The organism is Caulobacter ginsengisoli, from assembly GCF_030814835.1.
Taxonomy (GTDB): domain Bacteria; phylum Pseudomonadota; class Alphaproteobacteria; order Caulobacterales; family Caulobacteraceae; genus Caulobacter; species Caulobacter ginsengisoli.
In genome coordinates, this window is sequence record NZ_JAUSVS010000004.1 from 236,397 (window position 1) to 261,704 (window position 25,308).

Here is a 25,308-nt window from a genome sequence, read left to right on the forward strand (position 1 = left end):
CCGCCCATGCCGTTCCGTCGTTCCGGCTTGATCGACCGTCTGCATATCCACACCCGCGACGTGGCGGCCGCCAAGCGTTTCTACCGCGCGGTGATGGGCGCCCTGGGCGTGCCGGTCGTCGAGGGCGAGGACTTCTTCTTCGCCGACCAGCTGTGGATCGACGCCGGCGAGCGGACCGGCCATGTCCACCTGGCCTTCAACGCCGCCGACCCGGAGATGGTCGACCGCTTCCAGCAGGCGGGCCTGGCGGCGGGCGGCCGCAGCAACGCCTCGCCGGAGGATGCCGGATTTCATCCGGGCCACTACGCGGTCCGGCTGATGGACCCCGACGGCAATCTGATCGAGGCCGTCTGGCGTGGTTGTCTCAGCCCCTGCGCCTGAGCTAAGAGTCGGGCTCCAACCGAGGTGTCCATGCTACCCCTTGCCATCGAGGCCGGGGCCTAAGCCAACCGCTTGAGGCCCCCTGACCACCGGCTCCCGCCGCCCGCGGGAGCGCGACCTGTCACGCCTCGATACGGACCTTCCTCCAGTGAACATCCCCAAACCGCAGCAGCGTACGCTGCACGCGCTCGCCCAGGGCGGGTGCATTGTCCTGATCCGCGACGACGCCGGCCAACTGACCCACGCCGAATGCCTGACCCGCGAGGGCTGGGTGCTGACCGACTGCACCCTGGCCGTCTTCCGCGCCCTCAAGCGCCGGCGGCTGATCTCCAGCCAGGGCGGCCAGCCCTATCGCATCAACCGCGAGGGCCTGCTGGCCCTGCGCTCGCAGCACGACAACCGGGTCTCAGTCCGAGCCTGGTAACCGTCTCAGGAAGTGGACGCGCGCGGCGCCATAGTCGCGGGCGTCCAGCACCTCATAGCCGTCCGGATGAATGTCGGCCTCGGCCGCCCCGCGCTCGACCACAACGATGGCCCCCGGGACCAGCCAGTCATGGGCGACCAGCTCGGCCAGGGCCTTTTCCGCCAGGCCTTTGGCGTAGGGCGGGTCGAGGAAGGCCAGGTCGAAGGGCGGGCCGGCGCTGCCGGGGCGGGGGCCCAGGTCCGTGGCGTCGCGGCGATGGATGCGGGTGGCGCCGAACAGGCCGAAACCCTCGATGCTCTCGCGGATCGCCCCGCGGGCGGCGTCATCGGTCTCGACGAACAGGCAGAAGGCCGCGCCCCGCGAGATGGCCTCGAAGCCCAGCGCGCCGGAACCCGCGAACAGGTCGAGCGCCCGCGCGCCATGCAGGTCGCGGGCCCAGGACGCGTGCTCCAGGATGTTGAACATCGCCTGCCGGGCCCGGTCCGAGGTCGGCCGCGTCCCCTGGCCGGGCGGGGCGGCCAGGCTGCGGCCCCGAAACTGTCCGCCGACGATGCGCAAGCTCAGGCCTTCCCGGGCTTCTTCGGCTCCATGCGCCGGCGAACGAAGGCGATCGAGAGGCTGAATCCGATCAGCAGCAACACCACCCACCAGTTTTTCGGGTTGCTGGCCATCAGGCCGGCCGCCGCCATGGTCGAGGGCACCAGCAGCAGCACCAGCAGGATGGTGATCTTCAGGGCCAGGCTCAGTTTTTCGTGCAGGATGTCGCCGATGAAGGCCGCGTAGCCCCATAGCGCCGCGTTGCTGACCCCGACAGCGGTGACCAGCCCCATATACATCATGAAGGTGTCGCCCTGCAGCCGCGCCTCGGCCAGCACGCGGTTGGCGAAGGGCATCAGGGTGATCAGGCCCAGCAGCACGAAGTTGATGGCGGTGAGGACGCCGTCCGACCGCCGGAACCGCTGGAAGGTCCGCCGGTGGCTGGCCCAGTAGATGGCGATGAGGAAGAAGGACGACACATAGGCGATCAGTTCGCCGGCGTCGGCCTCGATCAGGCCGATGAAGGTGAAGTCCCACTTCTCCGGCGGCCGAATCTCCAGGGCCAGCAGGGTGATGGCGATGGCGAACACCCCGTCGGAGAGCATGATCAGCCGCTCCAGCCCATAGTCCTTCACGCCCTTGGCGTGACCCTCCAGCAGATCCATCGACATCCGTTTGCTCCCCAGCCTGCGGCTAGTTCGCCCAGTTCGCGGCCTTCCTGCAAGCGTGTCCCGCCAGCACTATCGCGGTGATACGAATCCGGACGATTGTGCGACGGGGATGACCGCGCTTCGCACCGACCGTTTTCTGCGCCTGATCGAGCCGCCCGCCTTCCTGGCGGTGCTGGGGCCCAGGGACCGCATGCTCTGGCGCGTGGCCATCGCGCCGGTGGTGTTCGCGGTGACCGCCCTCGTCGCCGGCGTCGGCTCGGCGCAGGCCGGCGCGTGGCTGGCCACCCAGCTCGGTGGGCAGGCGGTCCGACTGGGCCTGGCCGGCGACATGATGAAGAGTTCGGAGCTGCCCTACAGCCGCTGCTTCGTTGATTCCAGCCTGGCCTGCGGAGGTCTGGGCCTGATGCAGTTCGCCCTGACGACCGCGGCCATGACCCTGGCCCTGCTGCTGACCCTGCGGCTGACCATGGGCCGGCCCATGCTGACCTGGATCACCGGGGCCGGCCGGATCCGCTGGCGGCTGTTCCTGGCCGGACTGGCGGTGGCCGGGCTGGTGCTCGGGCTGTTCGACGTTCTGGCCGCCATGCTGCCTGGCAGTCGGAACCTGCCGTCGCCCCTGCTGCGGCCCGAGGCCCTGCTGCTCAAGCTGATCTATCTGCTGATCTGCCTGACTCTGCTGCCGGTCGCGGCCCTATTCGAGGAACTGCTGTGCCGCGGCTGGCTGTTGCAGCAGACGGCGGCCTTCACCCGCAGCCTGCCGGCCATCCTGCTGGTCAATGCGGTGATCTTCTCGGCCCTGCATCTCGATGGCGACATGGGCCACAATGTCGGGCGCGCCGTTTCGGGCATCGTCTGGAGCTATGCGGCGCTGCGATTGGGCGGGCTGGAGTTCGCCGTGGGCGCACACGCGGCCAACAACATCCTGCTGAGCCTGTTCTTCAGCACCTTCCAGGAGGGCGATGCGCCCCACTCGACGGCCCTGGAGGCCGGGCTGGACGTGGCCGCCAGCCTGACCCTGCTGGCCGCCGTCGAAGTCCTCGCCCGCTGGCGGCGGCTGGCCGCCTGGGCCGGCCTCACCCCCAGCGCAACGGCGGCGCCTGGGCCTTCAGAGCCAGAAGAGACTCCCGAAGCCCATCCATGAAGGCCGTGCGGTGGCCCTCCCAGTGGAGGGGCTCGCCGACCAGAACCGCGCAGTTCATCGGCACCGGGATATGCTCCCCCTTGGGCAGCACCCGGCCGGCGCCCTGGATCCAGACCGGGGTCACCGGCGCGTCGGGGAAGGCCTCCGCCAGCCGGGCCACGCCGCTCTTCAGCCGGGCCATCTCGTCGCTGGCGTCGCCCCGCGTGCCCTCCGGGAAGACCACGATGATGTCGCCGGCCGCCAGGGCCTCTCTCGCCGGGGCCAGGATGTCCTCGCCGGTGCCGACCCGGTCGCGGGCCACCGGCACGATGCCGATCAGGTTGCGCGAGAACCAGCCGATCACCGGGTCCTTGAGGAAATAGTCGCTGGCCGCCGCCGGCCGGATTCGCAGCATGGCCCGCGAGGGGAAGATGGTCAGCAGCAGCAGGGTGTCGATATGGCTGTTGTGGTTGGCCGCTACGATGGCCGGGCCCTTGAGCGGCAGCAACTTCCTTCCTGTCACGTCGGCGCCGGTCAGGAACCGGGCGATCGGCCGGGCGACCAGCAGCAGCAGCAGGAACCGCAGGAACTTCATCTAGAACCGCCCCACCGTGAAGAAGGCCAGCAGGTGGAAGAACAGCGGCGCGGTGAAGGTCAGGCTGTCGATGCGGTCCAGCACCCCGCCGTGACCGGGGATCAGGTGGCTGGTGTCCTTGACCCCCAGGTCGCGCTTGATGGCGCTCATGGTCACGTCGCCGGCGAACCCCGCCAGGGGCAGGGTGACGGCGATAGTGGCCAGGGCCCCGCCCTGCACCGGCAGGAACAAAGGCCCGACGAACCAGATCAGGGCGGCGGTCGAGACCCAGCCGCCAATGAAGCCCTCCCAGGTCTTGTTGGGGCTGACGGTGGGGGTGATCTTGCGGCGGCCGAACAGCTTGCCCCAGACATACTGGGCCACATCGTTGAACTCGGTGGCGACCAGCAGCATGAAGACCAGCCCCGCCGGCCCGGCCGGCATGATCTCGGCGCTGGTGGCGCGCATCAGGAAGGCGGCGTAACCGACGTTGTAGACGCAGGTCATCAGCCCCCAGTGGAACATGGCGACCGCCGCCAGATAGTTCCGCGTCTGGCCCATGCAGGCCATCAGGAAGGGCGTGACCAGGAAGCAGTAGACCGGCACGAACACCAGATAGATGCCGTAGCGGTCGATGATGATGAAGAAGTAGCTGAGCGGGATGGTCAGGTAGGCGGCCAGGATGATCAGCCGGTCCTCGCGCCGGGTCGGGGCCAGGGACAGAAACTCGCGCAGGGCGATGAAGCTGACGATGGCGAACAGGATCACCACCGCCGGCCAGCCGATCAGCAGGGCGCCGGCCAGCAGGGCGATCATCACCCACCAGCTGGCGACCCGCTCGCGCAGGTTGGTGTGATCCTTGGCCGGCTGGACCAGCGGCAGGATCATCCCGGCGATGGCGCCCAGGGTGCAGAGCCCGACCACGCCGGCCAGGCCCCACAGCAGGTTGGAGGGATGGCTCAGCAGCCAGGCCAATGCCTTGTCGATGACGTCCAAGTCGCCCCCCCAAAGGGACGGCCCCGAAGGGTCGGCCGATGCGGGGGCAGCTTGCCGACTGCCGGTTGTGGGTCAAGCCTGTCGACGCCCGCGCACGGGAATGTCAGGTTGCCTCCCTCGGCGGGAGGCTGGATGAACGACCCTCAGACCCTTGAAGTCCTGCTGCGCGGCGTCGCCGCCGGGGCCAGTCTGGCCACCGGGGCGGGGTTGCTGCGCAGCGGCCGGCGCCATCCGGCCCGCTGGACGGGGGCGCTGTTCTGCGTGTCGGCGGCGGCCTTCGCCGTGCATTCGGGCGGGCCCGAGACCTCAGTGCTGGGCCCCCTCCATATTCCGGTCTGGATCGTGGCCCAGGGCGGGCTCGGCTATTTCTGGCTGTTCGCCATAACCCTGTTCGAGGACCGGCCGGTGACCTGGGAGCGCTGGATCCCGGCCGTGGTCATGACCGGCATCGGGTTCCTGGCGACCTTCGCCCCGCCCGCCATCGCGCCCGGCGTCTGGCTGGTGTTCAACCTCATGCAGCTGGGCCTGGCCGGTCATGTGCTGCTGGTCATCTGGCGCGGTCGGGGCGGCGACCTGGTGGAGGCGCGGCGGGCGCTGCGCGGCCCCATGCTGCTGGCCATCACCCTGTTCTGTATCGGCATCTCCATCCAGCAGGGCGCCGAGACCCTCCTGAACCGCCACCTTGGCTGGGCCATCTTCCTGCAGGCCGTGGTGCTGGTCCCGCTCTGCCTGGCTGCCGCCTGGGCCTTTTTGCAGGGCAGTCCGGGCCTGTTCGAAGCCCAGCGCCGCGCCACCGCGCCTGAGCCGGTCGAACCCCAGGACCGCCCGGCGCTGGCCCGGCTCGAGGCGCTGATGGGCGAGGGCCAGGCCTGGCGGCGCGAGGGGCTGACCATCGGCCAGGTCGCCGCCGAGGTCGGGGTTCCCGAGCACCGCCTGCGCCGGCTGATCAACGGTGCGCTCGGCTATCGCAACTTCGCCGACTACCTCAACGCCCGCCGCATCGAGGCGGCCCGGACGGCCCTGGCCGACCCCGCCAACGCCCGGGCCTCGATCTCGGCCCTGGCCTTCGACCTGGGCTACGCCTCGCTGGGGCCATTCAACCGCGCCTTCAAGGAGGCCACCGGCGAGACCCCATCAGCCTGGCGGGTCCAGGCGCTGGCCGCCTCGCCGGATTCGTAAAAGCTTCGCCGATTTCGAAATCGCGCGGCCGCTTTTGACCCACGGAAGCGCCAGGCCGCCGGTCCAGTCAGCCTGTCTCCAACGCAACGGAGACCACCATGGCTTTCGACCCCGCCACCCTTGTTCCCATCCTGGCCGATGTCGGCCTGCACTGGCTGATGGGAATCCAGCACGACCTGACCCGCTACATCCTGGCCGCGCCGCTGGCCTGGCTGGTGATCTGCGTCATCCTCGCCCCGGTTCTGAAGAACCGGAAAATCCGGCCCGACAGCCCGCCGGCCAAACAGATGCTGGTCGAGCTGTTCGTATCGGTGCGCTCGGTGGCGGTGTTCTCGACGGTCAGCCTGGCGACCCTGGGCCTGGAGCGGGCCGGCGTCATGTGGTGGACGGCGATCCGCGAGAGCAGCGCGCCGCTGTGGGTGATCGTCTCGTTCGCCCTGACCGTGGTCGCCCATGACGCCTATTTCTACTGGGCCCACCGGCTGATGCATCACCCCAGGCTGTTCCGGAAGTTCCACCGCCGGCATCACAAGTCCCACAACCCGACCCCGTTCACCGCCTACAGCTTCGACCTGCGCGAGGCGGCGGTGATGGCCAGCTTCACGGTGATCTGGCTGCTGCTGGTCCCGGTGTCCTGGATGGCGTTCGGCCTGTTCATGCTGCACCAGATCGCCCGCAACGTGCTGGGCCACAGCGGCTACGAGCTGTTCCCGGCCACCCGCCAGGGCCGCCCGCTGTTCGACTGGATGACCACCGTCACCCATCACGACCTGCACCATTCCCAGGCCGGTTGGAACTATGGCCTCTATTTCACCTGGTGGGATCGCTGGATGGGCACCGAGCATCCGGAATACCACGCCCGGTTCGCCCAGGTGGTGCGGCGTCCCTCCCGCGAGGTGCTGGCCGGGGTGTGAGCCCCTTGACCCTGCCGTGCCGCCCCGCGACTCTCCCCGGCGCAACCGTGTCGGGGATTTCGCATGCCGCCAGCCCTGCAGACCCTGGCCCGATCCAGCCTGGTCCATATCGCGGTCGGGTTTCTGCTGATGGGCGGCTGGGCGTTCTTCGCCAACAGCGGCCACGGCCTGGACAAGGCCTGGCTGCCCGCCCTGGCCCAGGGAACCATCTCGGGCCTGCTGACCGGCATCCTCAAGAAGACGCTGGAAATGCTCGATGGAAAAATGTCGGGCGCCCTGGCCTATGCCGTCCCGCCGGCCATCACCGCCGGCTCGATCCTGGCCTTGCTGGTGCTGGTCCATAAGCTGATCGGCACGCCTGAGCTGGTCCGCACCATCGCCTTCCCGTGGACCATGTCGACCCTCTACGCCATCGTCTACAACGCCCGCCTGGTGCGGGATCGGAGCGCCGCATGAGCGACACGCCAGAAAACCGACGGCCGCTGAAGATCCGGGGCGCCGGCTGGGCCCAGGCGCTGGCCGCCTCGCTCGGCAAGGCCGGGGCCAGCCCCGACCTGATCTCGGCGACCAGCATCGCCTTCGCCGTCACCGGGGCGGGGTTCTTCCTGGCCAGCGGGGTCAGCGAGGGGGCCTTTCGCGCCATCTGCCTGATCGTGGCGGCGACCTGCGTGCAGCTTCGCCTGCTGGCCAACATGCTGGACGGCATGGTGGCGGTCGAGCATGGCCGCGGATCGCCGGCCGGGCCGATCTGGAACGAGCTGCCCGACCGGATCGCCGACGCCTTCTTCCTGGTCGCCGCGGGCTATGCGGCGGCCGACGCGGGGGTGTCGGCCGGCGTGGCGCTGGGCTGGGCGTGTGCGGTGCTGGCGGTGCTGACCGCCTATGTCCGTGAGCTGGGCCGAGGGCTGGGCTTTCCCGCCGACTTCAGCGGGCCGATGGCCAAGCCGCACCGGATGTTCGCCCTGACCGTCACCTGCGTGGTGGCCGCCCTCGAGCCGCTATGGGGCTGGTCCGGCGAGAGCCTGGCCATCGGCTTGGCGGTCATCGCGATCGGAACCGTCTGGACCGCGGCGCGCCGCACCCGCACCCTGGCCCGGCGGCTGAAGGAAAAATCATGAGCGACCTGGTCAAGTCCGAGCGCCGCGCCGCCGCCGCCGTCATCACCTACGCCAACCCGCCGCGCGGCACGATGACCGCCGCCGGGGCCGCCCAGACCTATGCGGCGATGAAGGCGGCCGTCGAGGACGACACGGTCCGCGCCGTCGTCCTGACCGGCGGCCTGCCGGGCGTCTTCATCCGCCATTATGACGTGGGCGAGCTGGCCGACATCAGCGACGTCCTGCACGGCGTCGTGCCGCTGGTCGCCCCCGCGCCCAGCGGACCCGGCTTCGCCGACCTGGTCGACCTGATCGCCGCCGCGCCCAAGCCGGTGATCGCGGCGATCAATGGCCTGTGCATGGGCGGTGGGTTCGAGATTTCGCTGGCCTGCGACCTGCGGGTGGCCGCGCCAGACGTCGAGGCCATCGGCCTGCCTGAGACCCGTATCGGCATCTTCCCCGGTGGTGGCGGCACCCAGCGGTTGCCCCGGGTGATCGGCGAGGCGAGAGCGCTGGAGTTCATCCTGCGCGGCCGCACGGTCAGCGGCGCGGAGGCCGGCGAGATGGGACTGGTGCACGAGGTCGCCCCCGACCCGCTGGCCCGCGCCCTGGAGATCGCCGCCGAATTCGCGGTGAAGGGGGCGGAGGGCGTCGCCGCCGCCAAGCGGCTTACCCGCGCCGCTTTGGACCGCCCTTTGTCGGACGGGCTGGCGGACGAGCGGCGCTCGTTCGTGGAGGTGCTGAAGACGCGCTCCGCTCAGGACGCTCTGCGCGCGGCTTCTTCTCCGGCGGTTTCCATCCAGCAGGTCTGACCTTCTTCTTCGGCTTGGCCCAGCCGGCCTTGTAGACCTTCTTGACCTCTTCCTTGGGCGCGGCCGCCTTGCGCGCCGCCGCCGCGACGGTCGGATCGCGGCGCGAGGGGCCCGGCGAGAAGGGCTTGAAGGCCACCTTGTCGCCCTTGGGCATATTGGCCGGGGCGATATGCTCGCTCAGCAGTTCGCGGATCACCCGGGGGCCGACCTCCTCGACGCCGCCGGAGGTCATCTCGGCCAGGGCGAAGGGGCCGTAGGAGACGCGGATCAGCCGGTTGACCTTCAGGCCGATGGACTCCAGCACCCGGCGGACCTCGCGGTTCTTGCCTTCGCTGAGCGTGACGGTGATCCAGACATTGCGGCCGCTGGCCTTGTCGAGCTTGGCCTCGATGGCGCCGTAATGGACCCCCTCGACGGTGACGCCGTCCTTCAGCTTGTCGAGAATCTCCTGGGTGGTCGAGCCGAAGGCCCGGGCCCGGTAGCGGCGGATCCAGCCGTTCGACGGCATCTCCAGCTGGCGGGCGAGGCCCCCGTCGTTGGTCAGCAGCAGCAGGCCCTCGGAATTGAGGTCCAGACGGCCGATGGAGATCAGCCGGGGCAGGCCCGGCGGCAGGGCCTGGAACACCGTCGGCCGGCCCTTGGGATCGACGTGGGCGGTCAACAGGCCGACAGGCTTGTGATAGCGGAACAGACGGGTCGGCTCGGCGTCGGCGATCACCTCGCCATCGACGGTGACGATGTCGCCGGGCTCGATCTTCACCGCGGGCGTGGTCAGCACCGTGCCGTTGACGGCGACCCGGCCGGCCTCGATCAGCCGCTCGATCTCGCGGCGCGAGGCGACCCCGGCCCGGGCCAGCACCTTGGCGACGCGGTCGGTTTCGGCCGGCGGCTGGTTGTGGGGCGGTCGATTGGCGGCCATGCTTGGCGCTCCCTTCATGAGGATCAGGCCGTCTCACGACGGGCTTGGTCTTCTCCTAGCACAGACGAACATGACCGACGAAGAGCTGATGCGGCTGGCCCTGATGGAGGCCGAGGGCGCGGCCGCCCGGGGAGAGACCCCGGTCGGGGCGGTGCTGTTCGACCCGGCGTCCGGCCAGGTCGTCGCCTCCGCCGGCAACGGACCTATCGGCGCCCACGACCCCACCGCCCACGCCGAGATCGTCGCCATGCGGGCGGCGGCCGCGAAACTCGGCAACTATCGGCTCACCGGCCTGACCCTGGCCGTCACCCTGGAGCCCTGCGCCATGTGCGCCGGCGCGATCAGCCATGGCCGCATCGGCCGGCTGGTGTTCGGGGCCGAGGACCCCAAGGGGGGAGCGGTGCTGCACGGCCCGCGCTTCTTCGAGCAGCCGACCTGCCACTGGCGGCCGGAGGTGACGGGCGGGGTGCTGGCGGAGGAGGGGGCGGCGCTGCTCAAGGCCTTCTTCAAGGCCCGGCGGCGTTAACCCCGCCGCCGCGCCGGTTCGGGGTTGTCGGTCATCGGCAGCGAGATCTTCGGCCAGGGCGTCGCCGTCACCGGCGTTTGGACCGGCTCGGCGATCCCCATGCCCGACAGGAACGGAATGCCGGCGTTCACGAAGCTGTCGATCTCACGGGCGGTGCGGACATTGGTCAGGGCCGGCCAGATTCGCCGCCGCTTGTAGGCCTCGCGGTTGCGCAGGAAACGCTGGGCGACGGCCACCCGCACCGGATCGTCGGCGTCGGGCAGGGCCAGGGTGACGCTGTTGACCGCCTCGTTGGCCAGCTTGTCGATCTGGAAGTCCGGATCGGTGGTCTGCAGATCGATGAAGGCGAAGAAGGGCCGCAGCAGGGTCTGGATCTGAACGATGGCGGTATAGGGCGGATCGCGGGGCGTGTCGTAGACGGTCACCGCCAGCCGGGGCCGGGCCGCCTGTGGCAGCCGGTGCAGCCAGGTCTCCCGCGTCTGCCGCTGTCCTCGATGGATGATCGCCTGATAGGCCATCGGCACGAACAGCACGCCCGACGGCTCCGAAACGGCCAGGGCGGCGACGGTTTCGTTGATGCAGGCCTCGTCGAAGGCTTCGGCGTCGCCATCGGGCATGCAGGACGGCCCGTCGACCAGGCTGGAGCGAACCGAACCGTCGCGGCGTCCGGCCTGGACGACGCCGCCGACAAAGGTGGCGTTGCGGGTCGAATAGACGCCCCGGAAGGTCGCCTCCCAGTCCGACTCGGGAACGGTGCGGGCCGGCGGCGGCGAGGCTGTCGGCGTCGCTTGCGAGGTGGGCGGGAGCGAGGTCGGGAGTGAGGGCGGCGGGACGGCGCCGACCTCGTGGGCCGGGGCCAGGGCATAGACCCCGTCGGCGGTCACCCGCAGCAGGCGGCCTTCCAGACCCTCGACCGGTCCGGCGTGATCAAGATATTCCGCCAGGGCGGCCGGATCCTGGGCGGCGAAGCGCATCACCGCATCGGGTTCGCCCTCGAACATCAGCAGGCGCACATCGCCGTCGGTGCCCTGGCCGAACAGCTTGAAATGCAGTTCCTCGGCCAGGCTGGTCACCTCGTGGCCGTCCAGCCGGGTTGTGCGGGGATCGGCGATGACGAAGGTAAAGGGGGCGACCTCGCCCCATCGCCGCGGCCAGCGCCAGCGCGTCTCCAGAAAGGCGCCCGCCACCTTGGTCACCAGGCCGGCCAGGGTCGCCTGGTTGGCCTCGCGAACATTGGCGCCGATAAAGATTTTCAAACAGGCTATGGCGGTCATGCGGCCAGGATCGCAGGTTGTAGTTAGCGGATAACTCATGCCTGGAACGGTTTTGCGCGGCAAAAGGTCGCCTGAATTTGAGGAGGCGAGCCGCAATGGCTCAGCGCTACGCCGAGTTCGTCCCGCGGTCCGACCTGGCGGCCCATGTCCACCGCCTGTGGTTGTTCGAAGGTTCGGACTCGGACGAGGACCAGCGCATTGTCCCGGACGGCCGGCCCGAACTGATCGTCCATTACGGCCGGCCCTATCTGGAGGCGGGTTCGGATGGCGACTTCACGCGTCAGGCGCCGGTCGTCTTCGCCGGCCAGCTGACCCGGCCCCTGGTCCTGCGCAGCGACGGCCCGGCGGGGGTGATCGGGGTGCGGTTCCGGCCCGCCGGGGCCCTGGCCTATCTGGGTCGGCCGCTGTCGGACTTCACCGACCGCCGCGTCCCGCTCGATCCCGATCTGGCCGAGGGCCTGGCGGGGCTTGGCGAGGCCGACCGACTGACCCGCATCCAGGATCACGTCGCCGCGCGGCTGGCCGGTCCGCCGGACCCGGACATCGAGGCCATCGTCGAGGCCCTGGCAGACAAGCGAACCCCGCCGGCCTCGCGCGACCTGCAGCGCCGCTTCGCCCGCCAGGTTGGCGTCCCGCCCCGCAAGCTGGCCGCCATCCTGCGGTTTCGCCGGGTGTTCGACGCCCTTTCCGAGGCCGCCTCGGGGACCTGGACCGAAGCCGCCCACGCGGTCGGCTATTTCGACCATCCCCAGCTGGTCCGCGACTTTCGCCGGTTCCTGGGCTGCACGCCTGGCCAGTTCCTGCGCCAGCGGGCGGGTCTGTCCGCGAGTCTGGCGCCAACCACGTCGAAGGCTGTCGTTTCGATACAAGCCAGCCGCGCCGAGACGTGATCGGATGGGTCGTCACCGGAAACCCGCCATGCGCCTTGCCCTCGCCCTTGTCCTGCTGCTCGCCGGCCCCGTCCTGGCCGATCCGGCTCAGGCCATCGATAGCCTGGCCTTCATGGCCGGCGACTGGGCCCAGCAGGATGGAGATGTCCAGACCCGCGAGACCTGGCTGCCGGCCAAGGGCGGGGTCATGGCCGGGGTCACCCAGACCTATCGCCCGGGCAAACCGACCGAGGTCGAGTTCGCCAGGATCACCGCCCGTCCGGAGGGGCTGGTGTTCACCGCCCTGCCGGCCGGCCAGCCGCCGACCGACTTCAGGCAGATTCCCGACGCCAAGGGCCGGGCGGTGTTCGAAAACCCGGCGCACGACTTCCCACAGCGGGTCATCTACTGGCGCTGCGAAGGCGACCTCTGCGCCCGGATCGAAGGGACCATGGACGGCAAGGCCATGAGCCTGGAATGGCGCTACAGGCGTCAGCCCTGAGACGGGGCGAGCGCCGCCAGCCGCGCGTCCAGCCGATCCCGCACCGCCGGCCACTCCGCCGCCAGGACCGAGAAGTTGACGGTGTCGCGGGTGCGGCCGGTCCAGGTGATGCGGTCGGCCCGGATGATGCCCTCCTGCACCGCCCCCAGCTTCAGCACCGCCGCCCGGCTGCGGGCGTTGAGCGCATCGACCCTGTAGCCGACCCGCATGACGCCGTGGTCGAAGGCGTGGGCCATCAGCAGGCGCTTGCTTTCCGGGTTGACCCCCGTGCCGCGGACGGCCGGGTGATAGTAGGTGCCGCCGATTTCCAGGGTCCTGTTGGGCGGGTCGAGGAAGTAGCAGGAGACGCCCATGCACCGCCCCTCGACGACCACCGCGAAGGGCATGAAGACGCCCGACGCCATCCGCTTCATGGCGCCCGCCCAGTAGGGCTCGAAATGCTCGCCGGCCATCGAATAGGGATAGAGGTCCCAGATGTCAGGATCGGCCTCGCAGGCGGCGCGCAGGTCTTCCTTGTGGACCTCGGCCAGCGGCTCCAGCGTTACGAACCGGCCGGTCAGGGTTTCTGCCGGCGGACGCGCCTCGATCACGCGAACGTCTCTTGCAGCCTGAAGTCCAGGCGGTCGCGCACGGCGGGCCAGTCGTCGTCGGTGATCGAGAACACCGCCGTGTCGCGGACATGGCCGGTCCAGGTGATCTTGTGGTTGCGCAGCACGCCTTCCTCGGTGGCGCCCAGCTTCAGCACGGCGGCGTGGCTGCGGGTGTTGCGGTTGTCGACCATGAACTCCACGCGGATGGCGCCGGCGTCGAAGGCGTGGCCCAGCAGCAGGCGCTTGGATTCCGGATTGATCGGTCCCGAGCGGACCTCGGGGTTGAGGAAGGTGGCGCCGATCTCGAGCCCCTTGTGCAGCCGGCGGATGTTGAGGATCGAGGAGGTGCCGACCACCCGCTTGTCGCTGATCCGGCGGATGGCGTAGCCGATCCGCTCGCCGCGCTCGGTCTCGCCATGCAGGGCGCCCCACCAGTCCTCGAAGCCCTCGCCGCAGCCGTTCACCGACATGATCTCCCAGGCCTCGGGATCGCAGTCGACGGCGCCGCGCAACTCGTCCTTGTGCTCGGCGGTGATGGGTTCGAGCCGCACGTAGCGGCCTTTGAGAAGCTTGGGGCGCAGGTTCATGCCGCCAGCTTCGCAAAGCCGGGCGGGCTTGTGAACCGCTTAGCGTGGGATGCTATTGACTTTATATAAAACCTAAAATAATTGGCATGAAAGGATAAGGAGCAGGACCGATGACCTCCACGCCGGACACCGATTCGACACTGACGGGACAGGCCAGGACCTTCCAGGTCGTCGCCTATGTGGCGGCTGTGACCCTGGCCGTTCAGTTGCTGGTGCTGCTCAAGCTGCTGAGCCTGATCAGTCCGGCCGCCGACGCCTTCAGCCATGGCGACTGGACCGGCTTCTGGGAGGCCGCCAAGCCGGTGTTCCGGCGCCTGGTCACGTTCCTGCCGGTGGTCTGCTACCTGGGCGGATTGCTGGCCGCCGCCGAGATTTTCGGCCGGGTGTCCGAGGGCGAGCTGTTCTCGCGGGCCAATTCCAAATGCCTGTCCGAGGTAGGCTCGTCCCTGCTCTGGGGCGCGGCCGCCACGGCCCTTATCGTGCCCATCCTGCTGGGCAGCATCGACGGCGACTGGCGCTTCGGCGGTTTTCACCTTGAGCCGGAGACCTGGGTCATCGCCGTGGTCGGCGGGGCCATTCTGGTGCTGGGCCGGATGATGGCCAGGGCCCAATCGCTGTCCGGCGAGAACGCCTCGCTGAAGGCCGAGCTGTCGGACTTCATCTGACGATGCCCGTCGTCGTCACCCTCGACATCATGCTGGCCCGCCGCAAGATGCGGGCGCGGGATCTGGCCCAGCGTATCGGCCTGTCGGAAACCCAGATGTCGCTGCTGCGCACCGGAAAGGTGCGCGGGGTGCGGTTCGAAACCATAGCCGCCATTTGCGCGGTTCTGGACTGCAAGCCCGGCGACCTGCTCGACTATGACCTGGATCCCGCAGACGCGGAACGGGGCGGGGCCGCTGAGGATTAGCCACGCCCCGCTTGCCCCTTGGGTAAGGCTGGTGCATGATGCGTTCAAACAACTGTTTGAACCATCCATCCTCTAGGGAAGGGCCCTCCCATGGACTTCGATATCTCTCCCAAGCAGCGTCAGTTTCTCGACCGCGTCGTGGCCTTCATGGAAGAGCACATCCGCCCGGCCATCCCGCGCTACGAAGAGGAAATGAACGTCCTGGGCCCGGCCCGCTGGAAGGTGGTCCAGGTCGTCGAGGAGCTGAAGGTCAAGGCCAAGGCCGCCGGCCTGTGGAACTTCTTCATGCCGCCGCACAGCGGCCAGATCCATGTGGACGACACCTTCCAGTTCGAAGGCGTCCAGCTGACCAACCTCGAATACAGCATGATCGCCGAGCAGATGGGCAAGATCGGCTTCGCGTCCGAGGTGTTCAACTGCTCGGCGCCGGACACCGGCAACATGGAAGTCCTGATGCGCTACGGCACGCTGGAGCAGAAGCACCGCTGGCTGAAGCCGCTGATGAACGGCGAAATCCGCTCGGCCTTCCTGATGACCGAGCCGGCCGTGGCCTCCTCGGACGCCACCAATATCGAGACCGAAATCCGCCGCGACGGCGACGACTATGTGATCAACGGCCGCAAGTGGTGGTCCTCGGGCGTGGGCGATCCGCGCTGCAAGGTGGCCATCGTCATGGGCAAGACCGACCCGGACAACGCCAGCCGCCACGCCCAGCAGTCGCAGATCCTGGTGCCGATGGACGCCCCCGGCATCGAGATCGTCCGCATGCTGCCGGTGTTCGGCTATGACGACGCCCCGCACGGCCACGCCGAGGTGCTGCTCAAGGACGTCCGCGTCCCGATCGTCGATGGACTGCTGCTGGGCGAAGGCCGCGGCTTCGAGATCGCCCAGGGCCGCCTGGGCCCTGGCCGCATCCACCACTGCATGCGCACCATCGGCACGGCGGAAGTCGCGCTCGAGAAAATGTGCAAGCGCCTGATGAGCCGCAAGGCGTTCGGCAAATACCTCTCCGACCACAGCGTCTGGGAACAACGCGTCGCCGAGGCCCGCATCGACATCGAGATGTGCCGCCTGCTCTGCCTCAAGGCCGCCGACATGATGGACAAGGCCGGCAACAAGTCGGCCCGTCTGGAGATCGCCATGATCAAGGTTGCGGCGCCCCGCATCGCCCTGAAGATCATCGACGACGCCATCCAGGCCCATGGCGGCGCCGGGGTCACCACCGACTTCGGCCTGGCCAGCGCCTATGCCCACCAGCGCACCCTGCGCCTGGCCGACGGCCCTGACGAAGTCCACTGCCGCACCATCGCCCGCGACGAATTCGGCAAGTACGGCGACCTGAAGATGCAGCAGAAGGCCGAGCGCGAGCGCTCGCTGGAAGTGGCCGGCATCCGCTAGGATCGGCGGCGCTGAGTTGACAGACGGCGGTCCGCGGCCTTCAGGGTCGCGGGCCGTTTTCTCTTGGGGGCCCATTTTCCTTTTGGGGGTGCGATGTTTCAGGAACGCCGTTTCAGGTTCGAGGGCGAGGACGGCGCGTCCATCGCCGGCTATCGCTGGAAGGGCTTTAAAGCCGCCAAGGCGGTGCTGCAGGTCAGCCACGGGGCCGGTGAACATGCCGGCCGCTATCCCGCGCCGCTGTCGCTGCTGATCGAGGATAACTGGGACCTCTATGCCGACGACCATCGCGGCCATGGCGCGACCAGCCCTGATAGCCTGGGCGACTTCGGTCCCGGCGGCGCCTCGGCGGTGCTCGGCGACATGACCGCCCTGACCCACCGCATCCGCGAGGAGAACCCCGGCGTCCCCGTCGTCTTGATGGGCCACAGCATGGGGGCGATGCTGGCCCAGACCTGGATGCTGGATCACTCTGACCTGGTCGACGCCATCGTGCTGTCGGGCACCTGCGCCTTCGAACTGCTGCCGCCGGATATCGATTTCAACGCCGGCTTCGAGGGTCGCACGGCCTATGACTGGCTGAGCCGCGACCCCGCCGCGGTCGACCGCTACGTCGCCGACAAGCGCTGCGGCATCAATTTCACCGACGCCTCCCGCGCCAGCTTCGAGCCCGTGGTCCTGCGCCAGGCGGCGCCGGACGCCCTGGCCAAGGTGCGCAAGGACCTGCCCATCTATGTGGTGGTCGGCGACGAGGATCCGCTGAACGACCATCTGGCCCGGCTGCAGCCGGTGCTGGACCGCTTCAAGGCGGCGGGCCTGACCAACGTCACCCTGAAGGTCTATCCCGGCGGCCGCCACGAGATGCTCAACGAGACCAACCAGATGGAGGTGGTCCAGGACCTCAAGGCCTGGCTGGAAGCGGCGGTCGGGGTTTAGAACTCCGCCTCCGTAGGGGGCGGACGGCCCGCCCGAGGCGCGCATCGAGCGCGCCCGTGGCCGGCCAGGTGGGGGTGTTCGGGCAAGGGCTGGGATTATCCCGTTTGGGCCGGGCGGACTGCAAGACGCCCGCGAGTCATAGGCGAAGGCCGCGCCCCTGCCCGAAGACCCCCTCCCCGGACCGCGCTCTGGCGCGGTCGTCCCCCCCTACGGGTGAGGAGTTGGAGCCGTCCTGGCAACCAAAGAAAAGGGGCTGGCCCGCCCGCGCGCGCCAGCCTCTCAAGTTGGATCGGGCCGCTGTTATCGTTCTGGGGTCAGTTGGGATAGACCATCGCTTCGGTGACCGAGGCTCCCTCGGCCGGGACCGCCACCTTGACCTCGTCGAAGGTCGGCTTGCTGGTCATCGAGGGGCTGCCGCTCATCGACCAGCCTTCCTTGGGCATGCCGTTGTCGGCCATGGCCATCTGGAAGTTGCTGTCCTCGTCATGCATGACCACCACGGCGTAATCGCCGGCAGCCACGTCCTTGATCGTCACGGTCATGTCGCCGGCCGTGGCCGGAGCCTTGGTCCCGTAGGCGGCGGTCGGCTGCATGAACTGGTCGCGCTTCTGCAGCGAGACCAGCACCTGGCCGCCCTTGGCCTGCACCCCGGTCAGGGTCACCGTCACATCGCCCGCCAGGGCCTGTCCGGCGAAGGCCAGGGCCGCCACCGCCACAACGCTTGCAATCGCCTTCATCGGTCGTCTCCATTCGAGTTGATGAAGAACTTTGTATCACAAAGTTATCTGTCGTCAACGGGTTTTTCGAGGGCGCGCGGCGGCGCCGCCTCCTGGGGTCTCAGGGTCCCGTGTAGCCGGCGAAGGGCTGGATGCGGCTGTAGGTCCAGTAGAAGCCGATGGCGTGCAGGGCAAAGCTGCTTGGGTCGTCGTTCATCACGCCGAACAGCCCGCTCAGCACGGCCGAGGCGCCGTCCGGACCGTTCGAGGTGAACGGGAAGGGACCCGTGCCGTCGTCTCCGCTTCGATAGGCGCCGATGTCGTAGCCATCGGGATTGGGGAAGCTGGTGCGGAACTGCAGACTCTTGAGGCCATGGTCCCAGGCCCCGAACGCCGCCGTGATGGCCCGGTCCGCGCCGTTCAGTCCGGCATAGGAAACCGTTGGCTGATTGACTGCCCAGTAGCCGTATTTCTGGCTGGACTTGTCGGAGAAGCCGATCTCCAGCCCGTTCACCCCACTGAGCGTGAGGTCGGTGACATAGGCGCCCGGCGCGGGCGGCTTGTAGCCCTCGGCGGGATTGTTGGTGTCGAAGTGAAAACACTCATGGTCGCCCTGGGTGTCCTTGAGCTCTCCGGTCAGGGTCATCTGGTTGCCGCCCCAGGCGCCCATCTTCACCTGCACCGTGGCCTGGGCCAGGGGCGTGCCGGCCGGCTGGTCGAAATAGGTCCAGTAGTCGAGAATTTCCCGATAAGGCGCGAACAGGGCGTCGAAGGTCGGGCCGGCGTAGTTGTCCTGGTAGAACTTGACGTCGGTGGCCCCCGTCGTCGGGTTGGTGGAATAGCCGGTATAGGTCTGCAGGTAGGGGTCGGTCGCGGCGTCGCCGACCACGCTCACCTTGGCAAGCCGCTGCTGCTTCGCGAACTCGATGCCCGCGCCGACCGCCTGGCGCAGCTGGGCGATGTAGCTGGTCACCCATTTCAGGTTCGCGTCCTTGAGGGTGTCGTCGCCATAGATCTGGGCGCAGTTGGTGTAGCCCACCCGCAGGACCACCAGGGCCACGGTGCCGAACAGCACGATCTTGTCCAGCGCCCCGGCGGCGGCGGGCGGCGACAGTCCGGCGAAGAAGGGCAGGTTGGTCCCGATCAGCTGGTTGAACAGATAGGCGTAGTCCTGCTCGATCCTGCCGGCGCCGGCCGCGGCGCCGTCGCTGAGCCGGGTCAGCAGGTTGTAGAGGCCGTTGATCTGATCCTGGCTGAGGGTGTTCTCCTCCGCGATGGCCAGGTCGGAGACCAGGCTCTCGACCCAGTCCTGGATGCCGCCCCAGATCTCCTCGTCGGTGGGCTTGTTGTCCGGCCAGAGCAGCGAGATCATCCTGCCCAGAAACTCGCCGACCTCCGGAATTTCGCCGACCGCGTCCTTGCAGAGGTCCTTGATCTTCTCGTTGACCGAGGCCCGGCCCAGATCGCTGAGGATCGAGCCCCGCCACAGGGACGGCGTCTTGGCGGGCGCCGTGGTTCCCGGCCAGTCGGCGGGGCGCTCGGCGCACAGCTTGAGGCTGGAGAGGTTCTTGCCGAACGGCTTGCCGTCCACTTCGACGCTGGTCAGGTCGGCGAAGGCGGTGTTGGGGCCGATATAGAGGGCCGGGCCCGCCCAGTCGACGTCGGTGTAGGCGACCGCCCAGGTGCTCGGACCGGTGGCCAGCGAAGCCGCCCAGTCGTTGGCGTTGGGCGCGTCGGGCGCCTTGATCTGGGTCAGATCCTTGGCGTCGCCGGTGAACAGGATCTGGTGGTCGCGGAAGTTGTCGGTTTCCCAGATCGTCAGATATGCGCCCGGATCGCTCATCGCCGCCTCCCCCCTTAGGCCACTCCGGCGGACATCGCCGGACGTGTTCGCCTATGGGTAGAACCGACGGCGACGCCGATCAATTCCAAATCATGGGCCTGGGCCGATGGCGCTAGAGGTAGTTGCTAGAGGTAGTTGATCGAGCGGGCGGCCGCGTGGCCCAGACGCAGGAAGGGGGCCAGCAGCAGGGCGGCCATGCCGATCTCGGCGAGCGCCATCCACAGATTGACCCGCTCGCTGGCCTGGCCTCGGGCCATGGAGAGGCCGTGGCCGGCGGCGGCGCCGAACCACAGGAAGGAAAGGGTCAGGGCCATCGCTGAGCCGAGGGCCGGGGCATAGCCCAGGAAGGCGGCCGTCGCCCCGTGGCTGACCAGCAGCATGGCCCCGATCACCCGCGCCTGCACCCGCCCCGCCTCCTCGCCCCAGGGACCGGCGGCGATGCGGATCGCCGCCTGGTCTGGCCGGGCCAGCACGAAGCCGCCCAGGGCGCCGCCCAGGCTGCAGGCCAGGATGGCGAGGAGAATCGAAAACATCATTCACGGGTCTCAGGCGGGCCGGACTTCAGGCGGGGGCGTGGCAGACCGCTTCGACATTGAGGCCGTCCGGGTCAAGCACGAATGCGCCATAGTAGTTGGGGTGATAATGTGGCCGAAGCCCCGGCGGGCCATTGTCCCGCCCGCCCGCGGCCATCGCGGCCTTGTAGAAGGCGTCCACGCCGGCCCGGTCCGGGGCGCTGAACGCCACATGCAGCCGCCCGGTGTCCGGCCCGCCGCCGCCCACCCAGAAATACGGCCTGCCCTGCGAGCCGTAGCCGATATAGGCCTGGCCGCCCGTCACCTCGGCGCTGACCTGCATGACGATGCCGATGCCCAGCGGGGCGAGGGCGGCGTCATAGAAGGCCTTGGCGCGGCCGACGTCGCTGACGGTGATGCCGATATGGTCGAGCATGATGATCCTCCCTGGCCTCCACCCTGGGGCCTGACCTGAACATATAGGCGCCGTCCGCCGGCCCGGCGCCTTGACTCTGATCAGTCCCGACCCTACCTCCCAGCCTGCGTTGGCACTCACATGGCCCGACTGCTAACAGCGGTCTGCCTGAGCGCCGGCCACCCCTTTCGCATCCACGTTCGGACGGAGACGACCCGATGAAATTTCGCCCCCTCGGCGACCGCGTGCTGGTGAAGCGCGTCGAAGAAGAAGCTAAGACCAAGGGTGGGATCATCATTCCCGACACCGCCAAGGAAAAGCCCCAGGAAGGCGAAGTCGTCGCCGTGGGCCCCGGCGCCCGCGACGAAAGCGGCAAGGTCCAGCCCCTGGAACTGAAGGCCGGCGACAAGATCCTGTTCGGCAAGTGGTCGGGCACCGAAGTGAAGGTCGACGGTGAAGACCTGATCATCATGAAGGAAAGCGACGTCCTGGGCGTGCTGGCCTAACAGCCGCCGCCGCGACGATCCCTCCTCCCCACATTTCAAAGAAAAGAGAACAACGAGATGGCCGCTAAAGACGTCTATTTCTCCTCCGACGCGCGCGACAAGATGCTGCGCGGCGTCAACATCCTCGCCAACGCGGTGAAGGTGACCCTAGGCCCCAAGGGCCGCAACGTCGTGATCGAAAAGTCCTTCGGCGCCCCGCGCTCGACCAAGGACGGCGTCTCGGTCGCCAAGGAAATCGAACTGTCCGACCGTTTCGAGAACCTCGGCGCCCAGCTGATCCGTGAAGTCGCCTCCAAGACCAACGACAAGGCCGGCGACGGCACCACCACCGCCACCGTCCTGGCCCAGGCCATCGTCGTGGAAGGCCTGAAGTCGGTCGCGGCCGGCATGAACCCGATGGACCTGAAGCGCGGCATCGAAAAGGCCGTGATCAAGGTCGTGGCCGAGATCAAGTCGATCTCCAAGAAGGTCACCACCAACGAAGAAATCGCCCAGGTCGGCACCATCTCGGCCAACGGCGACGCCGATGTCGGCGCCATGATCGCCAAGGCCATGGACAAGGTCGGCAACGAAGGCGTCATCACGGTCGAAGAGGCCAAGAGCCTGGAAACCGAACTGGACGTCGTCGAAGGCATGCAGTTCGACCGCGGCTACCTGTCGCCCTACTTCATCACCAACGCCGACAAGATGGAGGTCGTCCTCGAAGACCCGCTCATCCTGCTGTCGGAAAAGAAGCTCTCCTCGCTGCAGCCCCTGCTGCCGGTGCTGGAAGCCGTCGTTCAGTCGGGCCGTCCCCTGCTGATCATCGCCGAGGACATCGAAGGCGAAGCCCTGGCCACCCTGGTGGTCAACAAGCTGCGCGGCGGCCTGCGGGTCGCGGCCGTCAAGGCGCCGGGCTTCGGCGATCGCCGCAAGGCCATGCTGGAAGACATCTCCATCCTCACGGGCGGTGAAGTCATCAGCGAGGACCTGGGCATCAAGCTCGAGAACGTCACCATCGAAATGCTCGGCAAGGCCAAGAAGGTCACCATCACCAAGGACGACACCACCATCGTCGACGGCGTGGGCGACAAGGCCGGCATCGAGGCCCGCATCGGCCAGATCAAGAAGCAGATCGAAGACACCACCAGCGACTACGACAAGGAAAAGCTGCAAGAGCGTCTGGCCAAGCTGGCCGGCGGCGTCGCGGTCATCCGCGTCGGCGGCTCGACCGAAGTCGAAGTGAAGGAAAAGAAGGACCGCGTCGACGACGCCCTCAACGCGACCCGCGCGGCCGTGGAAGAAGGCATCGTTCCCGGCGGCGGCGTCGCCCTGCTGAAGGCCTCCAAGATCCTGGCCGACATGGTTGGTGACAATGACGACCAGACGGCCGGCATCGCCATCGTCCGCCGCGCCCTGCAGGCCCCGATCCGTCAGATCGCCGAAAACGCCGGCGTCGAAGGCTCGATCGTGGTCGGCAAGGTGCTGGACAACGCCTCGGCCACCTTCGGCTTCAACGCCCAGACCGAGAAGTATGTCGACCTGGTCGCCGACGGCGTCATCGACCCCGCCAAGGTGGTCCGCACCGCGCTTCAGGACGCCGCCTCGGTGGCCGGCCTGATGATCACCACGGAAGCCGCCATCGTCGAAGCCCCCAAGAAGGGCGGCGCCGCGCCGCAGATGCCGGGCGGCGGCATGGGCGATATGGATTTCTAAGAAGTCTGAGACATCGAGACGAGAGAGGGCGGGGCCGAAAGGCTCCGCCCTTTTCTTTGGCTTGACCCGGCCGTCCTGGGCGACCAGCGTGCCGGCCAATCTTTCTGGGAGTATCCGTTTTGATCTTTCGTCTAGTTCTCGCCGCGGCCCTGGTCGCCAGCGCCGCCCCCGCGTTCACCCCCTCCACCGCCCAGGCCGAAGCCAAGCCCCGCACGATCTGCCAGGGTTTCCGGCCGCTGTCGGGCATCCCCACCTACCTGCGCACCGTCGACTTCTATGAGGGCGCGGTAACCGACAACGCCACCCTGGCTCCCGAAAGCTCGGGCGAGACCGACGGCAAGCTGGTCAACAAGTGGAGCTTCAGCGCCGGCCAGAAGATCACCCTGGTCTGTGGCTACGGCGGCTCCAAGCAGGTTCGCATCCTGCCCAAGACCATCACCTTCTGCACCGCCACCTTCGAGGCGGCCAGGCGCACCACCAACTGGCAGCCGGTCGACGTCTCCTGCGGCTAGCCTTTCCTTCTCCGCTTCGCGGGGAGGAAAGGGCGCGCGGTTGAAATCGCCGACGTCTTGCTCTATACGCCCCGCTTCCGCCGCCCGGCTCCGCCAGGCGACGGTCCTGTTTGAGAACTGCGGAACGCCGGGGTCACCGGCGCTGTAATCGAGGAAGAGCCCTTCCTCGCCGTCGGGAGACAGGGATAGCGACGCCGGTTCGCCGGGCTCCATTGCGGGCCCGATCCCGGCCGACTTTCCTTGGGACAGGTCTGACGACGCCCGCTTGGGAGCGATCCCGCGTGGACGTTTACGGCGTTCGGATGGTCCGAACGCCGAGAAGAGTAGGAGACCGCAATGGACCGCGCACAAAAAGCGGAAGCGATCGAAGCCCTAAAGGGCGTCTTCGCGGATGCCGGCGCCGTGGTCGTGACCCACTATATGGGTCTGACCGTTGCGGAAATGACGGACCTGCGTCTGCGCCTCCGCAAGGATGGCGCGGCGCTGAAGGTGGTGAAGAACACTCTGGTTCAGAAGGCCCTCGGCGGGTCGGTCGGCGAAGCGGGCGACGCCCTCTTCTCGGGCCCGGTCGCCATCGCCTATGCGCCGGACGCCGTCACCGCCGCCAAGGTCACGGCCCAGTACGCCAAGGAGAACGACAAGTTCACCGTCATTGGCGGCCTGATGGGCCAACAGGTCCTGGACGCCAAGGGCGTCGATACGCTGGCCAAGCTGCCTTCGCTCGACGAACTCCGCGGCAAGATCGTGGGCCTTCTCCAGGCTCCGGCGACCAAGATCGCCGGCATCCTGCAGGCTCCGGCCGGCCAGCTGGCCCGCGTCGTTGGCGCCTATGCCGCCAAAGACGCCGCCTGACCGTCATCTTCGCACAATCGACAAACACACCCTCAAGGAACCTATCCCATGTCCAAGCTTGAAAAGATCGTCGACGAACTGTCGACCCTGACCGTCCTGGAAGCCGCTGAGCTGTCCAAGATGCTGGAAGAAAAGTGGGGCGTCAGCGCCGCCGCCCCGGTGGCCGCCGCCGCCGCCGGCCCGGCCGCCGCCGCCCCGGCTGAAGCCGCCGAAGAGCAAACCGAGTTCACCGTCGTCCTGACCGGCGGTGGCGACAAGAAGATCAACGTGATCAAGGAAGTCCGCTCGGTTCGTCCGGACCTCGGCCTGAAGGAAGCCAAGGACCTGGTCGAAGGCGCTCCGCAGAACGTCGTCGAGAACGTCTCCAAGCAGGTCGCCGACGAAATCAAGAAGAAGCTCGAAGAAGCCGGCGCCTCGGTCCAAGTGAAGTAGCCGATGGGGCGCATCGAGCCCCACGAGCTATCCCCGCGAAAGCGGGGATCCAGCGCCTAAAGTTGACGGCCTCGGGGCTTCCCCGGGGCCGTTTTCTATTTCACGGGCAGACTGAACGCATTCGGCAGCAGGGCCTGCAGGCTGACCCGCTCCATGGTCCCGCCCGACCCCACCATCACCACCTCGCACCCTTCCGGAGACGCCAACTCGGCGATGCGCTGGCGGCAGGCGCCGCAGGGCTGGACGGCGATCCGCTCGCCGGCGGTTTCGGCGGTGACATAGACGGTGCGGGCCCGCCGCGCCCCGCCGGCCGCGATCATCGCCGCCAGGGCCGAGACCTCGGCGCAGTTGCCGATCGGATAGGCGGCGTTCTCGACATTGCAGCCGGCGTGCAAGGCCCCCTGGTCGTCCTCGACCACCGCCGCGACCTGGAATTTGGAATAGGGGCAGTAGGCGTTGGCCAGCTGGGTTTCCAGGCGGCTCAGCAGGTCTGCGGCGATCACGGATGGACGTCCCATGCCGAACTCCAGCTCAAGGGACGAGCATGGATGGCCCGGCTTTCCTTTCGCGTCAATGCCTTGCCCTTAGGTGAGCCTTGACCTCTCCGGGCGT

General features: G+C 68.3%; 32 protein-coding genes and 1 pseudogene. 20 read left to right on the forward strand and 13 right to left on the reverse strand.

The genetic code is table 11. From position 1 onward, the window contains the following. The first annotated feature begins 6 nt into the window (after positions 1–6). The gene (locus QO010_RS12800; protein ID WP_307349685.1) at positions 7–381 is read left to right on the forward strand and encodes a VOC family protein; all 375 of its coding nucleotides are present in this window, start codon (positions 7–9) and stop codon (positions 379–381) included. A gap of 148 nt (positions 382–529) precedes the next feature. Further along, positions 530–805 carry a YjhX family toxin gene (locus QO010_RS12805; RefSeq protein ID WP_307349687.1) on the forward strand — a complete coding sequence of 92 codons (276 nt, stop codon included), beginning with the start codon at positions 530–532 and terminating at the stop codon, positions 803–805. Here QO010_RS12805 and rsmD read toward each other — a convergent pair. Further along, complete coding sequence (gene rsmD / locus QO010_RS12810; protein ID WP_307349688.1) at positions 788–1,363, reverse strand: 16S rRNA (guanine(966)-N(2))-methyltransferase RsmD; 576 nt, start codon at positions 1,361–1,363, stop codon at positions 788–790. The genes QO010_RS12805 and rsmD overlap by 18 nt on opposite strands. A gap of 2 nt (positions 1,364–1,365) precedes the next feature. Then, positions 1,366–2,013, reverse strand: a complete 648-nt coding sequence (locus QO010_RS12815; RefSeq protein ID WP_307349689.1) for a TMEM175 family protein — start codon at positions 2,011–2,013, stop codon at positions 1,366–1,368. Positions 2,014–2,122: 109 nt separating this feature from the next. On the opposite strand from QO010_RS12815, the gene QO010_RS12820 reads away from it, so the two are divergent. Continuing rightward, complete coding sequence (locus QO010_RS12820) at positions 2,123–3,154, forward strand: CPBP family intramembrane glutamic endopeptidase (RefSeq protein WP_307349691.1); 1,032 nt, start codon at positions 2,123–2,125, stop codon at positions 3,152–3,154. Here QO010_RS12820 and QO010_RS12825 read toward each other — a convergent pair. Then, the gene (locus QO010_RS12825) at positions 3,087–3,728 is read right to left on the reverse strand and encodes a lysophospholipid acyltransferase family protein (RefSeq protein WP_307349693.1); all 642 of its coding nucleotides are present in this window, start codon (positions 3,726–3,728) and stop codon (positions 3,087–3,089) included. The genes QO010_RS12820 and QO010_RS12825 overlap by 68 nt on opposite strands. Then, positions 3,729–4,703 (reverse strand): phosphatidate cytidylyltransferase, encoded by a 975-nt coding sequence (locus tag QO010_RS12830; protein WP_307349695.1) that lies wholly within the window; start codon positions 4,701–4,703, stop codon positions 3,729–3,731. A 132-nt stretch (positions 4,704–4,835) separates the two neighbouring features. Here QO010_RS12830 and QO010_RS12835 point away from each other — a divergent pair, with 132 nt between their 5' ends. The 5 genes and pseudogenes from QO010_RS12835 to QO010_RS12855 form a co-directional block, all read left to right on the forward strand. Continuing rightward, entirely contained in the window at positions 4,836–5,882 is a 1,047-nt protein-coding gene (locus tag QO010_RS12835; RefSeq protein WP_307349696.1) for a helix-turn-helix domain-containing protein, read from the forward strand. 98 nt (positions 5,883–5,980) lie between these two features. Beyond that, the gene (locus tag QO010_RS12840; RefSeq protein WP_307349698.1) at positions 5,981–6,796 is read left to right on the forward strand and encodes a sterol desaturase family protein; all 816 of its coding nucleotides are present in this window, start codon (positions 5,981–5,983) and stop codon (positions 6,794–6,796) included. Between the two features lie 63 nt (positions 6,797–6,859). Then, positions 6,860–7,252 (forward strand): hypothetical protein, encoded by a 393-nt coding sequence (locus QO010_RS12845; RefSeq protein WP_307349699.1) that lies wholly within the window; start codon positions 6,860–6,862, stop codon positions 7,250–7,252. After that, complete coding sequence (locus QO010_RS12850; RefSeq protein ID WP_307349701.1) at positions 7,249–7,914, forward strand: CDP-alcohol phosphatidyltransferase family protein; 666 nt, start codon at positions 7,249–7,251, stop codon at positions 7,912–7,914. The genes QO010_RS12845 and QO010_RS12850 overlap by 4 nt, the downstream gene beginning before the upstream one ends. Before the next feature lie 71 nt (positions 7,915–7,985). Next, a pseudogene (locus QO010_RS12855) lies at positions 7,986–8,603 on the forward strand (enoyl-CoA hydratase/isomerase family protein); the annotation flags it as partial. On the opposite strand, the gene QO010_RS12860 reads toward QO010_RS12855, so the two are convergent. Then, complete coding sequence (locus QO010_RS12860) at positions 8,563–9,624, reverse strand: pseudouridine synthase (RefSeq protein ID WP_307349702.1); 1,062 nt, start codon at positions 9,622–9,624, stop codon at positions 8,563–8,565. The pseudogene QO010_RS12855 and the gene QO010_RS12860 overlap by 41 nt on opposite strands. Before the next feature lie 70 nt (positions 9,625–9,694). Between QO010_RS12860 and tadA the strand changes: the two genes are divergently transcribed. Further along, entirely contained in the window at positions 9,695–10,150 is a 456-nt protein-coding gene (gene tadA, locus QO010_RS12865; RefSeq protein ID WP_307349704.1) for a tRNA adenosine(34) deaminase TadA, read from the forward strand. Here tadA and QO010_RS12870 read toward each other — a convergent pair. Further along, positions 10,147–11,424: a hypothetical protein gene (locus tag QO010_RS12870; protein ID WP_307349706.1), complete on the reverse strand. Its 1,278-nt coding sequence runs from the start codon at positions 11,422–11,424 to the stop codon at positions 10,147–10,149. The genes tadA and QO010_RS12870 overlap by 4 nt on opposite strands. A 95-nt stretch (positions 11,425–11,519) precedes the next feature. Here QO010_RS12870 and QO010_RS12875 point away from each other — a divergent pair, with 95 nt between their 5' ends. Together QO010_RS12875 and QO010_RS12880 are read left to right on the forward strand one after the other, a co-directional pair. Next, positions 11,520–12,314, forward strand: a complete 795-nt coding sequence (locus QO010_RS12875) for an AraC family transcriptional regulator (protein ID WP_307349708.1) — start codon at positions 11,520–11,522, stop codon at positions 12,312–12,314. A gap of 28 nt (positions 12,315–12,342) precedes the next feature. After that, the gene (locus QO010_RS12880; RefSeq protein WP_307349710.1) at positions 12,343–12,795 is read left to right on the forward strand and encodes a DUF6265 family protein; all 453 of its coding nucleotides are present in this window, start codon (positions 12,343–12,345) and stop codon (positions 12,793–12,795) included. Here QO010_RS12880 and QO010_RS12885 read toward each other — a convergent pair. Both QO010_RS12885 and QO010_RS12890 read right to left on the reverse strand, forming a co-directional pair. Then, positions 12,786–13,385: a GNAT family N-acetyltransferase gene (locus QO010_RS12885; RefSeq protein ID WP_307349712.1), complete on the reverse strand. Its 600-nt coding sequence runs from the start codon at positions 13,383–13,385 to the stop codon at positions 12,786–12,788. The two genes, QO010_RS12880 and QO010_RS12885, sit on opposite strands and share 10 nt — an antisense overlap. Next, positions 13,382–13,972, reverse strand: a complete 591-nt coding sequence (locus QO010_RS12890; RefSeq protein WP_307349714.1) for a GNAT family N-acetyltransferase — start codon at positions 13,970–13,972, stop codon at positions 13,382–13,384. The genes QO010_RS12885 and QO010_RS12890 overlap by 4 nt, the downstream gene beginning before the upstream one ends. 110 nt (positions 13,973–14,082) lie before the next feature. On the opposite strand from QO010_RS12890, the gene QO010_RS12895 reads away from it, so the two are divergent. The 4 genes from QO010_RS12895 (at position 14,083) to QO010_RS12910 (ending at position 17,213) form a co-directional block, all read left to right on the forward strand. Further along, positions 14,083–14,637, forward strand: a complete 555-nt coding sequence (locus QO010_RS12895) for a DUF2975 domain-containing protein (RefSeq protein ID WP_307349716.1) — start codon at positions 14,083–14,085, stop codon at positions 14,635–14,637. A gap of 2 nt (positions 14,638–14,639) precedes the next feature. Then, complete coding sequence (locus QO010_RS12900) at positions 14,640–14,882, forward strand: helix-turn-helix domain-containing protein (protein WP_307349718.1); 243 nt, start codon at positions 14,640–14,642, stop codon at positions 14,880–14,882. A gap of 90 nt (positions 14,883–14,972) precedes the next feature. Continuing rightward, a complete protein-coding gene (locus tag QO010_RS12905; RefSeq protein WP_307349720.1) occupies positions 14,973–16,280 on the forward strand; it encodes an acyl-CoA dehydrogenase family protein in 1,308 nt (435 codons plus the stop codon). A gap of 93 nt (positions 16,281–16,373) precedes the next feature. Further along, positions 16,374–17,213 carry an alpha/beta fold hydrolase gene (locus QO010_RS12910; RefSeq protein WP_307349723.1) on the forward strand — a complete coding sequence of 280 codons (840 nt, stop codon included), beginning with the start codon at positions 16,374–16,376 and terminating at the stop codon, positions 17,211–17,213. 314 nt (positions 17,214–17,527) lie between these two features. Here QO010_RS12910 and QO010_RS12915 read toward each other — a convergent pair whose 3' ends face one another. The 4 genes from QO010_RS12915 to QO010_RS12930 all read right to left on the reverse strand — a co-directional run bounded on the left by QO010_RS12915 (position 17,528) and on the right by QO010_RS12930 (position 20,720). Continuing rightward, the gene (locus tag QO010_RS12915) at positions 17,528–17,950 is read right to left on the reverse strand and encodes a DUF2141 domain-containing protein (protein ID WP_307349725.1); all 423 of its coding nucleotides are present in this window, start codon (positions 17,948–17,950) and stop codon (positions 17,528–17,530) included. A 100-nt stretch (positions 17,951–18,050) separates the two neighbouring features. Continuing rightward, positions 18,051–19,772, reverse strand: a complete 1,722-nt coding sequence (locus tag QO010_RS12920) for a hypothetical protein (protein WP_307349727.1) — start codon at positions 19,770–19,772, stop codon at positions 18,051–18,053. Positions 19,773–19,897: 125 nt separating this feature from the next. After that, positions 19,898–20,308, reverse strand: coding sequence for a DUF4345 domain-containing protein (locus tag QO010_RS12925; protein WP_307349729.1), 411 nt, complete (start codon positions 20,306–20,308; stop codon positions 19,898–19,900). Positions 20,309–20,333: 25 nt separating this feature from the next. After that, positions 20,334–20,720, reverse strand: coding sequence for a VOC family protein (locus tag QO010_RS12930; RefSeq protein ID WP_307349731.1), 387 nt, complete (start codon positions 20,718–20,720; stop codon positions 20,334–20,336). Between the two features lie 197 nt (positions 20,721–20,917). Between QO010_RS12930 and groES the strand changes: the two genes are divergently transcribed. The 5 genes from groES (at position 20,918) to rplL (ending at position 24,696) form a co-directional block, all read left to right on the forward strand. Next, the gene (gene groES, locus QO010_RS12935) at positions 20,918–21,205 is read left to right on the forward strand and encodes a co-chaperone GroES (RefSeq protein WP_307349733.1); all 288 of its coding nucleotides are present in this window, start codon (positions 20,918–20,920) and stop codon (positions 21,203–21,205) included. Positions 21,206–21,262: 57 nt separating this feature from the next. Then, positions 21,263–22,900: a chaperonin GroEL gene (groL, locus tag QO010_RS12940; RefSeq protein ID WP_307349735.1), complete on the forward strand. Its 1,638-nt coding sequence runs from the start codon at positions 21,263–21,265 to the stop codon at positions 22,898–22,900. Between the two features lie 119 nt (positions 22,901–23,019). Next, positions 23,020–23,412: an STY0301 family protein gene (locus QO010_RS12945; RefSeq protein ID WP_307349737.1), complete on the forward strand. Its 393-nt coding sequence runs from the start codon at positions 23,020–23,022 to the stop codon at positions 23,410–23,412. Between the two features lie 336 nt (positions 23,413–23,748). Beyond that, entirely contained in the window at positions 23,749–24,264 is a 516-nt protein-coding gene (gene rplJ, locus QO010_RS12950) for a 50S ribosomal protein L10 (protein ID WP_307349739.1), read from the forward strand. 48 nt (positions 24,265–24,312) lie between these two features. Further along, positions 24,313–24,696, forward strand: coding sequence for a 50S ribosomal protein L7/L12 (rplL, locus tag QO010_RS12955; RefSeq protein WP_307349741.1), 384 nt, complete (start codon positions 24,313–24,315; stop codon positions 24,694–24,696). A gap of 95 nt (positions 24,697–24,791) precedes the next feature. On the opposite strand, the gene cdd is transcribed toward rplL, so the two are convergent. Continuing rightward, entirely contained in the window at positions 24,792–25,214 is a 423-nt protein-coding gene (gene cdd, locus QO010_RS12960) for a cytidine deaminase (RefSeq protein ID WP_307349743.1), read from the reverse strand. Positions 25,215–25,308 lie beyond the last annotated feature (94 nt).

Excerpts from the sequence above, each read along its gene's own strand:
- QO010_RS12800 (WP_307349685.1), top strand. The coding sequence starts at position 7 with ATGCCGTTCCGTCGTTCCGGCTTGATCGACCGTCTGCATATCCACACC.
- QO010_RS12815 (WP_307349689.1), bottom strand. The coding sequence starts at position 2,013 with ATGTCGATGGATCTGCTGGAGGGTCACGCCAAGGGCGTGAAGGACTAT.
- QO010_RS12820 (WP_307349691.1), top strand. The coding sequence starts at position 2,123 with ATGACCGCGCTTCGCACCGACCGTTTTCTGCGCCTGATCGAGCCGCCC.
- QO010_RS12825 (WP_307349693.1), bottom strand. The coding sequence starts at position 3,728 with ATGAAGTTCCTGCGGTTCCTGCTGCTGCTGCTGGTCGCCCGGCCGATC.
- QO010_RS12835 (WP_307349696.1), top strand. The coding sequence starts at position 4,836 with ATGAACGACCCTCAGACCCTTGAAGTCCTGCTGCGCGGCGTCGCCGCC.
- QO010_RS12840 (WP_307349698.1), top strand. The coding sequence starts at position 5,981 with ATGGCTTTCGACCCCGCCACCCTTGTTCCCATCCTGGCCGATGTCGGC.
- QO010_RS12845 (WP_307349699.1), top strand. The coding sequence starts at position 6,860 with ATGCCGCCAGCCCTGCAGACCCTGGCCCGATCCAGCCTGGTCCATATC.
- QO010_RS12850 (WP_307349701.1), top strand. The coding sequence starts at position 7,249 with ATGAGCGACACGCCAGAAAACCGACGGCCGCTGAAGATCCGGGGCGCC.
- QO010_RS12860 (WP_307349702.1), bottom strand. The coding sequence starts at position 9,624 with ATGGCCGCCAATCGACCGCCCCACAACCAGCCGCCGGCCGAAACCGAC.
- tadA (WP_307349704.1), top strand. The coding sequence starts at position 9,695 with ATGACCGACGAAGAGCTGATGCGGCTGGCCCTGATGGAGGCCGAGGGC.
- QO010_RS12870 (WP_307349706.1), bottom strand. The coding sequence starts at position 11,424 with ATGACCGCCATAGCCTGTTTGAAAATCTTTATCGGCGCCAATGTTCGC.
- QO010_RS12875 (WP_307349708.1), top strand. The coding sequence starts at position 11,520 with ATGGCTCAGCGCTACGCCGAGTTCGTCCCGCGGTCCGACCTGGCGGCC.
- QO010_RS12880 (WP_307349710.1), top strand. The coding sequence starts at position 12,343 with ATGCGCCTTGCCCTCGCCCTTGTCCTGCTGCTCGCCGGCCCCGTCCTG.
- QO010_RS12890 (WP_307349714.1), bottom strand. The coding sequence starts at position 13,972 with ATGAACCTGCGCCCCAAGCTTCTCAAAGGCCGCTACGTGCGGCTCGAA.
- QO010_RS12895 (WP_307349716.1), top strand. The coding sequence starts at position 14,083 with ATGACCTCCACGCCGGACACCGATTCGACACTGACGGGACAGGCCAGG.
- QO010_RS12900 (WP_307349718.1), top strand. The coding sequence starts at position 14,640 with ATGCCCGTCGTCGTCACCCTCGACATCATGCTGGCCCGCCGCAAGATG.
- QO010_RS12905 (WP_307349720.1), top strand. The coding sequence starts at position 14,973 with ATGGACTTCGATATCTCTCCCAAGCAGCGTCAGTTTCTCGACCGCGTC.
- QO010_RS12910 (WP_307349723.1), top strand. The coding sequence starts at position 16,374 with ATGTTTCAGGAACGCCGTTTCAGGTTCGAGGGCGAGGACGGCGCGTCC.
- QO010_RS12915 (WP_307349725.1), bottom strand. The coding sequence starts at position 17,950 with ATGAAGGCGATTGCAAGCGTTGTGGCGGTGGCGGCCCTGGCCTTCGCC.
- QO010_RS12920 (WP_307349727.1), bottom strand. The coding sequence starts at position 19,772 with ATGAGCGATCCGGGCGCATATCTGACGATCTGGGAAACCGACAACTTC.
- QO010_RS12925 (WP_307349729.1), bottom strand. The coding sequence starts at position 20,308 with ATGATGTTTTCGATTCTCCTCGCCATCCTGGCCTGCAGCCTGGGCGGC.
- QO010_RS12930 (WP_307349731.1), bottom strand. The coding sequence starts at position 20,720 with ATGCTCGACCATATCGGCATCACCGTCAGCGACGTCGGCCGCGCCAAG.
- groES (WP_307349733.1), top strand. The coding sequence starts at position 20,918 with ATGAAATTTCGCCCCCTCGGCGACCGCGTGCTGGTGAAGCGCGTCGAA.
- groL (WP_307349735.1), top strand. The coding sequence starts at position 21,263 with ATGGCCGCTAAAGACGTCTATTTCTCCTCCGACGCGCGCGACAAGATG.
- rplJ (WP_307349739.1), top strand. The coding sequence starts at position 23,749 with ATGGACCGCGCACAAAAAGCGGAAGCGATCGAAGCCCTAAAGGGCGTC.
- rplL (WP_307349741.1), top strand. The coding sequence starts at position 24,313 with ATGTCCAAGCTTGAAAAGATCGTCGACGAACTGTCGACCCTGACCGTC.
- cdd (WP_307349743.1), bottom strand. The coding sequence starts at position 25,214 with ATGGGACGTCCATCCGTGATCGCCGCAGACCTGCTGAGCCGCCTGGAA.